The sequence below is a fragment of the Pseudomonas sp. HC1(2025) genome (assembly GCF_058742075.1).
Window position 1 is genome coordinate 393167 of the sequence record NZ_CP196017.1, and the last position, 14974, is coordinate 408140.

The following is a 14974-nucleotide window of genomic DNA, read 5'->3' on the forward strand; positions in this document are numbered from 1 at the left end:
AGCCGGACACCCGGCCACACTCCACTGGATCGAGAGCACGTTATGTTTCCTGAGAGTTTTACGTTTTCCATCGCCGACTGGGTCAACGGTTGGGTCGATGGGTTGGTGACCAACTACGGCGATGTGTTCCGGCAGATTTCCGACACCTTGCTGTGGGCCATCGTCAACCTGGAAGGCCTGCTGCGCGCGGCGCCCTGGTGGCTGATGCTGGCGATAGTCGGCGGCGTTGCCTGGCACGCCACCCGCAAGGTGCTGACCACGGCGGTGATCGTCGGCCTGCTGTTCCTGGTGGGCGCGGTCGGCCTGTGGGACAAGCTGATGCAAACCCTGGCGCTGATGATGGTGGCCACGGTGATCTCGGTGCTGATCGGCATTCCCCTGGGCATCCTCTCGGCGCGCAGCAATCGCCTGCGCTCGGTGCTGATGCCGCTGCTGGATATCATGCAGACCATGCCCAGCTTCGTGTACCTGATCCCGGTATTGATGCTGTTTGGCCTGGGCAAGGTGCCGGCGATTTTCGCCACGGTGATCTACGCCGCGCCGCCATTGATTCGCCTGACCGACCTGGGCATTCGCCAGGTGGATCGGGAAGTGATGGAAGCCATCAATGCCTTTGGCGCCAACCGCTGGCAGCAGCTGTTTGGCGTGCAACTGCCGCTGGCCCTGCCGAGCATCATGGCCGGGATCAACCAGACCACCATGATGGCCCTGTCGATGGTGGTGATCGCCTCGATGATCGGCGCCCGTGGCCTGGGTGAAGACGTGCTGGTGGGCATCCAGACCCTTAACGTCGGGCGCGGCCTGGAGGCTGGCCTGGCGATTGTGATTCTCGCAGTGGTCATCGACCGCATTACCCAGGCCTATGGTCGTCCACGGCATGAGGCGAGCAAATGACTATTGTCAGCAAGATCGAAGTTAAAAACGTATTCAAGATTTTCGGCGCCCGTGACAAGGAAGCCCTGGCGCTGATTGGCCAGGGCCAGACCAAGGACCAGGTGCTGGCGCAGACCGGTTGCGTGGTGGGGGTCAATGACCTGTCCCTGAGCATCGGCACCGGCGAGATCTTTGTGATCATGGGCCTGTCGGGTTCCGGTAAGTCCACCCTGGTGCGCCACTTCAACCGCCTGATCGACCCCACCAGCGGCGCGATCCTGGTGGACGGCGAAGACATTCTGCAACTGGATATGGACGCCTTGCGCCAGTTCCGTCGGCACAAGATCAGCATGGTGTTCCAGAGCTTCGGCCTGCTGCCGCACAAGAGCGTGCTGGACAACGTGGCCTATGGCCTGAAAGTGCGCGGCGAAACCAAGCAAGTGTGCACCGAGCGTGCCTTGCACTGGATCGCAACCGTGGGTTTGAAGGGGTATGAAAACAAATACCCGCACCAGTTGTCGGGCGGCATGCGCCAACGGGTGGGCCTGGCCCGGGCCCTGGCGGCTGACACCGACATCATCCTGATGGACGAAGCGTTCAGTGCCCTCGACCCGCTGATCCGTGCCGAGATGCAGGACCAGTTGCTGGAACTGCAAAAGACCCTGCACAAGACCATCGTGTTTATCACCCACGACCTGGACGAGGCCGTGCGCATCGGCAATCGCATCGCGATCCTCAAGGACGGCAAGCTGATCCAGGTCGGCACGCCGCGGGAGATCTTGCATTCGCCGGCCGATGAGTACGTGGACCGGTTTGTTCAGCGGCGGGCGGCGGTGGTCTGAACCGAGCCTTGTGGTGAATTGGCCGGCCTCATCGCAGGCAAGCCAGCTCCCACATTTGAATGCATTCACAAATCAAAATGTGGGAGCGGGCTTGCTCGCGAAGAGGCCGGCAAGGCCGCAAAAATTTGAAGAAGGTATGAAGATGTCCCAGGCTAAAAAAATCGTCATCGCCGACACCCCCCTGCACTGGCAGGACGTGGTCGCCGTCGCGCGCTTCGGCGCCGAGCTTGCGCTGTCGGGCCAGGCCTGGGCGCGCATCGACAATGCCCAGTCCATCGTGCAACGCATCGTCACCGGCGGCGAGCGCGCCTATGGTGTCAACACCGGCCTGGGCGCGTTGTGCAATGTGTCGCTCAAGGGCGAGCAACTGAGCCAGCTGTCGCGCAATACTTTGCTCAGCCACGCCTGCGGTGTCGGTGCGCCGCTTACCGATGAGCAGACTCGCGCCATCATCTGCGCCGCTATCCTCAACTACAGCCAGGGCAAGTCCGGCCTGCATCCGCAGGTGGTGCATTCGTTGCTGGCGCTGCTCAACCATGGCATTACCCCGCAGGTACCGTCCCAGGGTTCGGTGGGCTACCTGACACACATGGCCCATATCGGCATTGCCTTGCTGGGTGTGGGAAATGTCAGCTATCGCGGCCAGATCGTTACCGCCCAGGCCGCCTTGGCCGCCGAAGGCCTGCAGCCGGTGGTGCTCGGTGCCAAGGACGGCCTGTGCCTGGTCAATGGCACGCCGTGCATGAGCGGCCTGAGCTGCCTGGCCCTGGCCGATGCCCACCATTTGCTGCAATGGGCCGATGTGATCGGCGCCATGAGCTTTGAAGCACAGCGCGGGCAGATCGATGCGTTCGACGAGCAGATCATTGCCCTCAAGCCACACCCTGGCATGCAGCAGGTCGGCAGCAACCTGCGGGCTTTGCTCGCGGGCAGCGAGGTGATTGCCGCCAGCCGGGGCATTCGTACCCAGGACGCGCTGAGCATCCGTTCGATCCCCCAGGTCCACGGCGCCGCCCGCGATCAACTGGAGCACGCCACCCGCCAGATTGAAACCGAACTCAACGGCGCCACCGACAACCCGTTACTGCTCGGCACGCCAGACAACTACCGCGTGGTGTCCCAGGCCAACCCCCACGGGCAGTCCGTGGCACTGGCGGCGGATATGCTGGCTATCGCCATGGCCGAGATCGGTTCCATCGCCGAGCGCCGCCTGGACCGCCTGATCAACCCTCACGTCAGCGGCTTGCCGGCGTTCCTGGTGAGCAACCCTGGGGTCAACTCGGGGATGATGATCGTGCAGTACGTCGCCGCTTCCCTCTGTGGGCAGAATCGTCAACTGGCGCAGCCGGCGGTGCTCGACAATTTCGTCACCTCGGGCCTGCAGGAAGACCACCTGAGCATGGGCACCAACGCTGCGCTCAAGCTGCATTCGGTGCTGGCAAACGTCACCCAGATCCTCGCCATCGAATACCTGCTGGCGGCCCAGGCCTTTGAGTTCCTCAAACACCAAGGCTTCGGCGCCGGCACCCACGTGGCTTGGCGCCTGCTGCGCGAGCACGTCCCGGCCTATGAGCAGGACCGCTGGTTGGCACCGGATATCGCGACCACCGCAAAGCTGCTCAACACCCCTGATTTGCTGAACCACGTTTTACCGAATTTGCACTGAACCCTATTTCAAAAGGAGCATGAATGTGACTGCGCTAAATCTGATTCCAGGCCAACTGACCCTTGCCCAACTGCGGGCCATCTACCAGCAGCCGGTAACCCTCAGCCTGGATGACAGCGCCTCGGCGCAGATCGAAGCCAGTGTGGCCTGTGTCGAGCAGATTCTCGCCGAGAACCGCACCGCCTATGGCATCAACACCGGTTTCGGCCTGCTGGCCTCGACCCGTATCGCCAGCGAAGACCTGGAAAACCTCCAGCGTTCCCTGGTGTTGTCCCACGCGGCCGGCGTTGGCGAGCCGATCAGCGATGCGCTGGTGCGTTTGGTGATGGTGCTCAAGGTCAACAGCCTGAGCCGGGGTTTTTCCGGGATTCGCCGCCAGGTAATCGATGCGCTGATCGCCCTGATCAACGCCGAGGTCTACCCCCATATCCCGCTCAAGGGCTCGGTCGGTGCTTCCGGAGACTTGGCGCCGCTGGCCCATATGTCCCTGGTGCTGCTGGGCGAAGGCAAGGCCCGTTACAAAGGTGAGTGGCTGGAGGCGACCGAAGCGCTGAAAGTCGCCGGCCTTGCGCCCCTGACCCTGGCCGCCAAGGAAGGCCTGGCGCTGCTCAACGGCACCCAGGTCTCCACCGCTTACGCCTTGCGCGGTTTGTTTGAAGGCGAAGACCTGTTCGCCGCCGCTATCGCCTGTGGCGGCCTGACCGTGGAAGCGGTGCTGGGCTCGCGCTCGCCGTTCGACGCGCGCATTCATGCGGCCCGTGGCCAGCGTGGGCAGATTGACTCGGCCGCCGCTTATCGCGACCTGCTCGGCGACAGCAGCCAGGTGTCCCAGTCCCACCAGAATTGCGACAAGGTGCAAGACCCGTACTCCCTGCGTTGCCAGCCGCAAGTCATGGGCGCCTGCCTGACCCAGTTCCGCCAGGCGGCAGAGGTGTTGGTGGTCGAAGCCAACGCCGTATCCGATAACCCGCTGGTGTTCGCCGCCGAAGGCGATGTGATCTCCGGCGGTAACTTCCACGCCGAACCGGTGGCGATGGCCGCCGACAACATGGCCCTGGCCATCGCTGAAATCGGCTCCCTGAGCGAGCGCCGCATCTCGTTGATGATGGACAAGCACATGTCGCAATTGCCGCCGTTCCTGGTGGGCAATGGCGGGGTCAACTCCGGCTTCATGATCGCTCAGGTGACGGCGGCGGCGTTGGCCAGCGAGAACAAGGCGTTGTCCCATCCCCATAGCGTCGACAGCCTGCCGACGTCGGCCAACCAGGAGGACCACGTGTCGATGGCGCCGGCTGCCGGCAAGCGCCTGTGGGAAATGGCCGAAAACACCCGTGGGGTTCTCGCAGTGGAATGGCTGGCCGCCTGCCAGGGCCTGGACCTGCGCGATGGCCTGAAAACCTCGCCCAAGCTGGAAAAGGCCCGTGGGATCCTGCGCGCCAAAGTGGGCTTCTACGACAAGGACCGCTTCTTCGCCCCGGACATCAACGCTGCCAGCGAGCTGTTGGCCAGCCGCTGCCTGAACGAATTGGTGCCGGCCAAGCTGCTGCCAAGTCTCTAAGCACCACCCCGATCCCGTGTGGGAGCTGTCTCGCCCCGCGAGGCTGCGATAGCGGTGGGCCAGGCAACATAAATGTTGCCGGTGCCGCCGCCATCGCAGCCTCGCCAAGGCTCGACAGCTCTCACAGGTGATCGCCCATAGGTTCGGATTCTCTCTGGATAACAATAATTAGGGACGAGAAATGCACCAGCAAGCACAAGGTCTCAAACGCGGGCTGACCGCCCGCCATATTCGCTTCATGGCACTGGGGTCGGCGATCGGCACCGGGCTGTTCTACGGCTCTGCCTCGGCCATCCAGATGGCTGGCCCGGCGGTGTTGCTGGCCTACCTGATCGGTGGCGCTGCCGTGTTCATGGTGATGCGCGCCCTCGGGGAAATGGCCGTGCACAATCCGGTGTCCGGCTCGTTCGGCCAATACGCCAGCACTTACCTGGGCCCGATGGCCGGTTTTATCCTCGGCTGGACCTACGCCTTCGAGATGATCATCGTCTGCCTGGCAGACGTCACCGCCTTTGGCATCTACATGGGCTTCTGGTTTCCCGAAGTCGCACGCTGGGTCTGGGTGCTCGGCATCGTCCTGCTGATCGGCGGGCTGAACCTGTGCAACGTCAAGGTATTTGGCGAAATGGAGTTCTGGCTGTCACTGCTCAAGGTCGGCGCGATTGTCGCAATGATCCTCGGCGGGTTCGGCATCATGCTGTTCGGCGTGCATTCGGCCGGCGAAGCCCCGGCCACCGGGTTGAGCAACCTCTGGGCCCATGGTGGCTTCATGCCCAATGGCGTGGGCGGGCTGATCGCCTCGTTTGCGGTGGTGATGTTTGCCTTTGGCGGCATCGAAATCATCGGCATCACTGCCGGTGAAGCCAAGGACCCGCAGCGGGTGATCCCCAAGGCGATCAACGCGGTGCCGCTGCGCATCCTGCTGTTCTACGTGCTGACCCTGTTTGTGCTGATGGCCATCTACCCATGGCCGCAGATCGGCAGCCAGGGCAGCCCATTCGTGCAGATCTTCAGCAACCTGGGGATTGGCTCGGCGGCGACCATCCTCAATATCGTGGTGATCTCGGCGGCCGTCTCGGCCATCAACAGTGACATCTTCGGCGCCGGCCGCATGATGTACGGCCTGGCCCAGCAAGGGCAGGCGCCCAAGGGCTTTGCGCAACTGTCGCGCCACGGTGTGCCATGGATGACCGTGGTGGTGATGGGCGCGGCGCTGCTGGGCGGTGTGGTGTTGAACTACCTGATCCCGGAAAACGTGTTCCTGGTGATTGCCTCTATTGCCACCTTCGCTACCGTGTGGGTATGGCTGATGATCCTGGTCACGCAGGTGGCAATGCGCCGCTCGATGACCCGGGAGCAGATCGCCGAACTGAAATTCCCGGTACCGTTCTGGCCCTATGCGCCGGCGGCGGCCATTGTGTTCATGCTGTTTATTTTTGGCGTGCTGGGCTACTTCCCGGACACCCAGGCCGCGCTGCTGGTAGGCGCCGTATGGATCGTGTTGCTGGTCCTCGCCTACCTGCTGTGGGTCAAGCCCGCAGCCGGGCAAGCGGCCAAGGTCAATTACGACCCGGCTTTGTCTCACCGATAACTTAGGGAGGCGTTGATGAAAACGCTTTGGCAACACTGCCACATCGCAACCATGGCTCGGGGCGAGTACTCGATCATCGAGGATGGCGCCATGGTCACGGCCGGTTCGCTGATCGAGTGGATCGGCCCCCGTGCCGAGCTGCCGCCTGGCGACTACGGGCAGACCCATGACTTGCAAGGGGCGTGGGTCACGCCAGGGCTGATCGACTGCCATACCCACACGGTATTTGGCGGCAACCGCAGCGGCGAATTCGAGCAGCGCCTGCAAGGCGTGAGCTACGCCGAGATCGCGGCGGCCGGCGGCGGTATCGCCAGCACCGTGCGCGCCACGCGTGCGGCGACGGAAGACGAGCTGTTCGACAGCAGCCGCAAGCGCCTGCGCAGTTTGCTGCGTGACGGCGTGACCACGGTAGAGATCAAGTCCGGCTACGGCCTGGACCTGGCCAACGAGCGCAAGATGCTGCGGGTGGCCCGGCGCCTGGGGCAGGAGTTGCCGGTCAGCGTACGCGCCACGTGCCTGGCGGCCCATGCGTTGCCGCCGGAGTACAAGGATCGCGCCGACGACTACATCGAGCACATCTGCAACGAGATGCTGCCGGCCCTGGCGGCAGAAGGGTTGGTGGATGCGGTGGATGCGTTCTGTGAATACCTGGCGTTTTCCACCGAGCAGGTAGAGCGCGTGTTCAAAGTCGCGCAGCGCTTGGGCTTGCCGGTAAAACTGCATGCCGAGCAACTGTCGTCGCTGCACGGCTCCAGCCTGGCGGCGCGGTATCAGGCGCTGTCGGCGGACCACCTGGAGTTCATGACCGAAGAAGACGCCATCGCCATGGCCGCTGCCGGCACCGTCGCCGTGTTGCTGCCGGGGGCGTTCTACTTTTTGCGCGAAACCCAGTTGCCGCCGATGGATGCCTTGCGCAAGCACGGGGTGAAGATCGCCATCGCCAGCGACCTCAACCCCGGCACCTCGCCGGCCTTGTCCGTGCGGCTGATGCTGAACATGGCCTGCACCCTGTTTCGTATGACCCCGGAAGAAGCCCTGGCCGGCGCCACCCGACATGCCGCCACGGCACTGGGCATGGGCGACACCCACGGCTCGCTGGAAGTGGGCAAGGTCGCGGATTTTGTCGCCTGGCAGATCGATCGCCCCGCCGACCTGGCCTACTGGCTGGGCGGCGAGCTGGATAAACGCGTCGTGCGCCATGGCGTCGACGTCGATGTGTAAGGCTGCCTTTGTGAGTAAGGAGTACTGCTGTGGATAAGGTTCTGAACTTCAAACAAGGCCGTGTGCCGCTGCTGATCAGCATGCCCCATGCCGGCCTGCGCCTGACGCCTGCGGTTGCCGCGGGCCTGATCCCCGAGGCGCAAAGCCTGCCGGATACCGACTGGCATATCCCCACGCTGTACGACTTTGCCCAGGAACTGGGGGCCAGCACCCTGGCGGCCGAGTATTCGCGGTTTGTCATCGACCTGAACCGGCCGTCTGACGATAAGCCGTTGTATGTCGGCGCGACCACCGGCCTGTTTCCCGCGACGCTGTTTGATGGCATGCCGTTGTTTATCGAAGGCAAGGAGCCGTCGAAGGCGGAGCGGGCGACCTACCTGGAGCAGATCTGGACGCCTTATCACCAGACCCTGCAACAGGAACTGGCACGGCTCAAGGCTGAATTTGGCTACGCGTTGCTGTTCGACGCCCACTCGATCCGCTCGGTGATCCCCCACCTGTTCGACGGCAAGTTGCCGGACTTCAACCTCGGCACCTTCAATGGCGCCGCCTGCGACCCCGAGTTGGCCAGCCAGCTGCAAGCCATCTGTGCGGCGCATCCGCAGTACAGCCATGTGCTGAACGGACGCTTCAAGGGCGGGCATATCACCCGGCACTACGGCAACCCGGCGCAGGATATTCATGCGGTGCAGCTGGAGTTGGGGCAGTGCACGTATATGGAGGAGTTTGAGCCGTTCAGGTATCGGCAGGATCTGGCCGAACCGACGCGGGTGGTGTTGAGGCAGTTGCTGCAAGGGCTATTGGCCTGGGGCCAGAAGCACTACACCTGAGGCAACGAAGATCAAACGGTGGGAGCGGGCTTGCGCGCGACGGCGGTCTGTCAGTTCACGAATATGTCGACTGATACGCCGCTATCGCGAGCAAGCCCGCTCCCACACGTGGTTGCGTGAACCTTCCTGGCTGATCGCTGACCCAGGTCCAGGCCTTCAAGGACATGCTCATTGCACAATTCGGGTTTATGATGCCAGACGGCAAAATAATAGACGTCCCCCCAGGGATGGAACCGACCCCTTACGGAGTGCGCAATGCAGACTTTGTACCCGCAGATCAAACCCTACGCCCGGCACGATCTGGCCGTCGATGAAACCCACACGCTGTATGTCGACGAAAGTGGTTCCCCGCAAGGTTTGCCCGTGGTCTTCATCCACGGTGGCCCCGGCGCCGGTTGTGATGCCAACAGCCGCTGCTATTTCGATCCCAACCTGTACCGCATCGTCACCTTTGACCAGCGTGGTTGCGGGCGCTCCACGCCACGGGCCAACCTGGAAAACAACACCACCTGGGATCTGGTCGCTGACCTTGAGCGCATTCGCGAGCACCTGGGCATTGAAAAGTGGGTGCTGTTCGGCGGCTCCTGGGGCTCGACCCTGGCCCTGGCCTATGCGCAAACCCACCCCGAGCGTGTGCTTGGCCTGATCGTGCGCGGCATCTTCCTGGCCCGCCCCCAGGATATCCAGTGGTTCTACCAGGCCGGCGCGAGCCGTCTGTTCCCCGATTACTGGCAGGACTACATTGCGCCAATCCCTGTGGAAGAACGCCACGACATGATCAGCGCCTACCACAAGCGCCTGACCGGCAACGACCAGATCGCCCAGATGCATGCCGCCAAGGCCTGGTCCACCTGGGAAGGCCGCATGTTGGGCCTGTGCCCCAACCCGCAGTTGATCGAGCGTTTTTCCGAGCCCCAGCGCGCCTTGTCGATTGCGCGTATCGAGTGCCACTACTTCACCCATAACTCCTTCCTGGAGCCCGACCAGCTGATTCGCGACATGCACAAGATCGCTCATCTGCCGGGCGTCATCGTGCATGGCCGCTACGATATGATCTGCCCGCTGGACAATGCCTGGGAATTGCATCAAGCCTGGCCGAACAGCGAATTGCAGGTGATCCGCGAGGCGGGTCATTCTGCCGCCGAGCCTGGAATCACCGATGCGCTGGTGCGAGCCACGAACGAGATGGCACGGCGCCTGCTTGATCTGCCGCCAGAAGAAGCATGAAGGGGCTTTTACAACGGGTGCGCGGCGCCCGGGTCGAAGTGGCAGGCGAAGTGGTGGGGGCGATAGACCAGGGTTTGCTGGTACTGGTGGCCGTCGAGCCTTCAGATACAGCGGCCAGTGCCGACAAGCTGTTGCATAAGCTGCTTAACTATCGGGTGTTCAGTGACGACGAGGGCAAGATGAACCTGTCGTTGAAGGACGTTGGCGGCGGTTTGCTGCTGGTGTCGCAGTTCACGCTGGCGGCCGATACCAAGAGCGGCCTGCGGCCCAGCTTCTCCACAGCGGCGCCTCCGGAAGTGGGCGAGGCACTTTTCGAGCACTTGTTGCTACAAGCGCAACAATTGCATGGCACTGTGGCGTCGGGGCGTTTTGGCGCGGATATGCAGGTGCATTTGGTCAATGACGGGCCGGTCACCTTCCTTTTACAGACCTGATTGTATGAAAAACGACTTTTAATGCGCAAAAACGCAAGTTTTCGCTACAAATACTTCGCTGCCCCTGCTGCGTTATCTCACCGGCTACTAGATAATCGCGCGCTACGGGGATCAGCGTAAATTGATCCATTTTTGACTTAGGTAGAGACTTGTCCGCTCGCCCGTGGGGAATCATTTAGCCCCATCGGAGTCGGAACAATGCTCGCCAACCTGGCATATAGATAGCTGGCCGTTGGTTTTTTGATCTGTTTTCGGCGAGGGTTGCTCGTGATTGTTAGTCCCTGTAATGCACCAAAATTGTCTGCCAAACGGTTACGAAACGCACTGGTGACGGGCTCTGCCCTGTTTTGCCTGTTCGGCGCGGGTCAACTGTGGGCATTCAGTCTGGACGATGTGTCGGCCAAGGCAAAAGAGCTGGCCGGGCAGAAATACGAAGCCCCGCGCAGCAATCTGCCGAACGAATTCCGCGAAATGAAGTTCGCTGACTACCAGAAAATTCGTTTCCGCAATGAAAAAGCCGAGTGGGCCGATCAGAAAACCCCGTTCAAGTTGTCCTTCTATCACCAGGGCATGCACTTCGACACGCCGGTGAAGATCAACGAAATCACCGCGACCGACGTCCAGGAAATCAAGTACGACCCGACTCGTTTCGATTTCGGCGACGTCAAGTTTGATCCAAAAGCCACCGACCAGCTGGGTTATGCCGGCTTTCGCGTGCTGTACCCGATCAACAAGGACGACAAGCAAGACGAAATCATGACCATGCTCGGCGCCAGCTATTTCCGCGTCGTGGGCAAGGACCAGGTCTACGGCCTGTCCGCCCGTGGCATGGCGATTGATACCGCGCTGCCGTCCGGCGAAGAGTTCCCGCGGTTCACCGAATTCTGGATCGAGCGTCCAAAGCCGGGTGACAAGCACCTGGTGATCTTTGCCCTGTTGGACTCGCCACGGGCCACCGGCGCCTATCGCCTGATCCTGCGCCCGGGCACCGACACCATTGTCGACGTCAAGTCGCAGATGTTCCTGCGCGACAAGGTCAGCAAGCTGGGCGTTGCCCCGTTGACCAGCATGTTCCTGTTCGGCGCCAACCAGCCGTCCAAAGTGCTCAACTACCGTCGCGAACTGCACGACTCCAGCGGCCTGTCGATCCATGCCGGCAACGGCGAGTGGATCTGGCGCCCGCTGAACAACCCAAAACACCTGTCGGTCAGCAACTTCTCGGTAGAAAACCCGCGTGGTTTCGGCCTGTTGCAGCGTGGTCGCAACTTCAGCCAGTACGAAGACCTCGACGACAACTACGACAAGCGCCCAAGCGCCTGGATCGAGCCTGAAGGCGACTGGGGCAAGGGTTCCGTGGATCTGGTAGAGATTCCGACCGCCGATGAGACCAACGACAACATCGTTGCCTTCTGGAGCCCGGCCGAACTGCCCAAGCCCGGCGAACCGCTGGATATCGCCTACCGCCTGCACTGGACTCTCAACGATGCACCGTTCCACTCGCCGGACAGTGCCTGGGTCAAGCAGACCCTGCGTTCTACTGGTGATGTGAAACAGTCCAACCTGATCCGCCAGCCAGACGGCAGCGTGGCCTATCTGGTGGACTTCGAGGGCCCGTCCCTCAAGGCCCTGAAGCCAGATGCGGCAGTGCGCAGCCAGGTCAGCGTCGGTGAAAACGGCGAAGTCGTGGAAAACAGCGTGCGCTACAACCCGCACACCAAAGGCTGGCGCCTGACCCTGCGCTTGAAGATCAAGGATGCGGGCAAACCGACCGAAATGCGTGCGGCCCTGGTCCAGGACATCGTCAAGCCTGAGCCAGAGCAGGTTTCCACCCAAGTCCTGAAGGCTGACAAAGTCCTGGCCAAGCAACACGAGAAACACGCCAAGAAAGACGCCAAGGACAAGCAAGACAAGCAGCCAGAAGCTGCCCCAGCCACCCCGGAGCCAGTCAAGACAGAACAAGTCCTGACCGAAACCTGGAGCAATCAGTTGCCTGCCGATGAGTAACTCCCAAGTCCAGCCAGAGACTCTTGCCGAGTACCTGGCGCATCTTCCGATGACCGACGAGCAGCGCGCCGAACTGGCGGGCTGCAAGTCCTTCTCCGAACTGCATGAGCGCCTGTCGTCGTCGACCTTTGACGCCCCGGTGGACGCGGCGCAGGCCTCGGTTGGCCGAAGGCTGACCCTCAACACGGCCGAGGAGCTAGAGGAAGCCGAAATGCTGGTGCTCGACGCCAGCGGTCGGGTTTGCCTCAAGGCCACGCCGCCGATCCGGCGTACCAAAGTGGTGCCCGAGCCTTGGCGCACCAATATCCTGGTGCGTGGCTGGCGCCGGCTGACCGGCCGTAGCAACCCGCCTGCGCCGCCCAAAGACGAGCGCGTGCTGCCGGCTGCGCGTTGGCGCACCGTGGGTTCGATCCGCCGCTATATCCTGCTGGTGCTGATGCTCGGCCAGACGATCGTGGCCGGCTGGTACATGAAAGGCATCATGCCGTACCAGGGCTGGTCCTTCGTCGACTTTGACGAGGTGCGCAACCAGACCCTGCTGCAAACTGCCACCCAGGTCCTGCCCTACGCCCTGCAAACCAGCATCCTGATCATGTTCGGCATTCTGTTCTGCTGGGTTTCGGCGGGTTTCTGGACTGCGCTGATGGGCTTCCTTGAGTTGCTTACCGGTCACGACAAGTACCGGATCTCCGGGAAAAGCGCCGGCGACGAGCCAATCCCGAAGGAGGCCCGTACCGCGCTGGTCATGCCGATCTGCAACGAAGACGTGCCCCGGGTGTTTGCCGGCCTGCGCGCGACCTTCGAGTCGGTCGCTGCCACTGGCGATCTGGATCGTTTCGACTTCTTCGTGCTCAGCGACAGTAACGACGCCGACATCTGCATTGCCGAACAGCAAGCCTGGCTCGACGTCTGCCGCGAGGCCGGTGGCTTTGGCAAGATTTTCTATCGCCGCCGTCGTCGTCGCGTCAAACGCAAGAGCGGCAACCTTGACGACTTCTGCCGTCGCTGGGGCGGTGACTACAAGTACATGGTGGTCCTCGACGCCGACAGCGTGATGAGCGGCGAATGCCTGACCAGCCTGGTGCGCCTGATGGAAGCCACGCCGGACGCCGGGATCATCCAGACCGCGCCACGTGCCTCGGGCATGGACACCCTGTATGCGCGCATGCAGCAGTTCGCCACCCGCGTCTACGGCCCGCTGTTCACCGCGGGCCTGCACTTCTGGCAGTTGGGCGAATCCCACTACTGGGGCCACAACGCGATCATCCGCATGAAGCCGTTTATCGAGCACTGCGCCCTGGCGCCGTTGCCCGGCAAAGGTGCGTTTGCCGGCTCGATTCTTTCCCACGACTTCGTTGAAGCTGCGCTGATGCGCCGTGCCGGCTGGGGCGTGTGGATTGCCTACGACTTGCCGGGCAGCTACGAAGAACTGCCGCCCAACCTGCTGGATGAACTCAAGCGTGACCGTCGCTGGTGCCACGGTAACCTGATGAACTTCCGCCTGTTCCTGGTCAAGGGCATGCACCCGGTACACCGTGCGGTGTTCCTCACTGGCGTGATGTCGTACCTGTCGGCGCCGTTGTGGTTCCTGTTCCTGGTGCTGTCCACGGCCCTGCTGGCGGTCAACACCCTGATGGAGCCGCAGTACTTCATGGCACCGCGCCAGTTGTACCCGCTGTGGCCGCAATGGCATCCGGACAAGGCGGTGGCCCTGTTCTCCACCACCATCGTGCTGCTGTTCCTGCCTAAATTGCTGAGCATCATCCTGATCTGGGCCAAGGGTGCGAAAGAGTTCGGTGGCAAGTTCAAGGTGACCTTGTCGATGCTGCTGGAGATGCTGTTCTCCATGCTGCTGGCGCCGGTGCGGATGATTTTCCACACCCGCTTCGTGCTCGCCGCGTTCCTCGGCTGGGCTGCGACCTGGAACTCGCCGCAACGTGACGATGACTCCACGCCATGGAGCGAGGCAGTCAAGCGCCACGGCCCGCAGACCTTGCTGGGCTTCTTCTGGGCGCTGCTGGTGGTGTGGTTGAACCCAAGCTTCCTGTGGTGGCTGGTGCCGATTGTCGGTTCGCTGATGTTGTCGATCCCGGTCTCGGTGATCTCCAGCCGGGTCAAGCTGGGCCTCAAGTCGCGCGACGAAAGCCTGTTCCTGATCCCCGAGGAATACAATCCGCCGCAGGCGCTGCTGTCGACCGACCGCTACACCCACGAAAACCGTTGGCATGCACTGAATGACGGTTTTATCCGGGCAGTGGTCGATCCGCAGCAGAACGCCCTGGCCTGTGCCCTGGCGACCTCCCGCCATGGCCATGCGGAGCCGATTGAGTGGCTGCGCGCCGATCGCGTGCGACATGCCCTGAAAGTCGGCCCCGCGGGCCTGAACAACAACGAACGCGTGGCCTTGCTCAGCGACCCGGTGGCCCTGGGGCGCCTGCATGAGCAAGTCTGGAGCGAGGGGCATGCCGAATGGCTTGGCGCCTGGCGCGAATCGGTCAAGGCCGACCCGCATGCGCCGTTGCTACCGCTCAAGCCGCTGTCATCCCAGGCTCAGCCAGCCTGATTCAGACGCCCCCGGGATTCGTCTCGGGGGCGCTTGAAACGCCCTTCCTACAGCGTTTTTCGCTTCTGCCTTAGCCTTCTAACTTCGATACAAAAGACCCTGGTTCAAGGCGTATTGCCGTGCCTGCCAGTGGGTTAGGATCGCCCCCCAAATCTGACTCGACCG

Annotated in this window: 10 protein-coding genes and 1 pseudogene; all 11 read left to right on the forward strand. The window is 62.3% G+C overall.

What is annotated here, in order from left to right:
- Positions 1-42 precede the first annotated feature (42 nt).
- Entirely contained in the window at positions 43-894 is an 852-nt protein-coding gene (locus ACSSVH_RS01650; RefSeq protein WP_076961686.1) for an ABC transporter permease, read from the forward strand.
- Positions 891-1715, forward strand: a complete 825-nt coding sequence (locus tag ACSSVH_RS01655; protein ID WP_169955663.1) for a quaternary amine ABC transporter ATP-binding protein — start codon at positions 891-893, stop codon at positions 1713-1715. The genes ACSSVH_RS01650 and ACSSVH_RS01655 overlap by 4 nt, the downstream gene beginning before the upstream one ends.
- Before the next feature lie 142 nt (positions 1716-1857).
- Positions 1858-3381, forward strand: coding sequence for an HAL/PAL/TAL family ammonia-lyase (locus ACSSVH_RS01660; protein WP_169955664.1), 1524 nt, complete (start codon positions 1858-1860; stop codon positions 3379-3381).
- 19 nt (positions 3382-3400) lie between these two features.
- On the forward strand, positions 3401-4939 hold the full coding sequence (hutH, locus tag ACSSVH_RS01665) for a histidine ammonia-lyase (RefSeq protein WP_170042374.1): 1539 nt from the start codon (positions 3401-3403) through the stop codon (positions 4937-4939).
- 181 nt (positions 4940-5120) lie between these two features.
- Complete coding sequence (locus ACSSVH_RS01670) at positions 5121-6530, forward strand: amino acid permease (protein WP_169955666.1); 1410 nt, start codon at positions 5121-5123, stop codon at positions 6528-6530.
- 15 nt (positions 6531-6545) lie between these two features.
- Positions 6546-7751: an imidazolonepropionase gene (gene hutI / locus ACSSVH_RS01675; protein WP_492633993.1), complete on the forward strand. Its 1206-nt coding sequence runs from the start codon at positions 6546-6548 to the stop codon at positions 7749-7751.
- Positions 7752-7780: 29 nt separating this feature from the next.
- Complete coding sequence (hutG, locus tag ACSSVH_RS01680; protein WP_492633994.1) at positions 7781-8581, forward strand: N-formylglutamate deformylase; 801 nt, start codon at positions 7781-7783, stop codon at positions 8579-8581.
- A gap of 255 nt (positions 8582-8836) precedes the next feature.
- Positions 8837-9808, forward strand: a complete 972-nt coding sequence (gene pip / locus ACSSVH_RS01685) for a prolyl aminopeptidase (RefSeq protein ID WP_159906186.1) — start codon at positions 8837-8839, stop codon at positions 9806-9808.
- Positions 9805-10242 (forward strand): D-aminoacyl-tRNA deacylase, encoded by a 438-nt coding sequence (dtd, locus tag ACSSVH_RS01690; RefSeq protein ID WP_170058138.1) that lies wholly within the window; start codon positions 9805-9807, stop codon positions 10240-10242. Before pip ends, dtd begins: the two co-directional genes overlap by 4 nt.
- Before the next feature lie 267 nt (positions 10243-10509).
- Entirely contained in the window at positions 10510-12246 is a 1737-nt protein-coding gene (locus ACSSVH_RS01695; RefSeq protein ID WP_346266507.1) for a glucan biosynthesis protein G, read from the forward strand.
- Positions 12239-14883: pseudogene (mdoH, locus tag ACSSVH_RS01700) on the forward strand (glucans biosynthesis glucosyltransferase MdoH). Before ACSSVH_RS01695 ends, mdoH begins: the two are co-directional and overlap by 8 nt.
- Positions 14884-14974: the final 91 nt, after the last annotated feature.